The following is a 223-nucleotide window of genomic DNA, read 5'->3' as shown; positions in this document are numbered from 1 at the left end:
TTCACTTGTATTTCTTATTTTCTGCTGGATTTTAATAAGCACCTTACTAGTAATTAAATTATTACACTCTTTCATTTCAATAAAGCCCTCTTGCAAAGCATCGCTGTATTGTAATACTTCCTTAGTTGCAAAATCGAGACCTTCTCTTGTTTCAATCGCTTGCAATAAAAGTTCGTTAGTAGTAATAATACCTTCTACTTCATTACTTTTTTTTGACTCTTGT

General features: G+C 30.9%; 1 protein-coding gene. It reads right to left on the bottom strand.

The genetic code is table 11. The features are described from left to right. Positions 1-223, bottom strand: a 223-nt coding sequence (locus tag PQG54_RS12405; protein WP_271807753.1) for a Fic/DOC family N-terminal domain-containing protein, incomplete at both ends; no start/stop codon positions are given.

Source organism: Commensalibacter communis, from assembly GCF_947179015.1.
Taxonomy (GTDB): Bacteria; Pseudomonadota; Alphaproteobacteria; order Acetobacterales; family Acetobacteraceae; genus Commensalibacter; species Commensalibacter communis.
The sequence above is the reverse complement of the archived record's forward strand: the minus strand, read 5'-3'. Positions and strand labels throughout refer to the sequence as shown.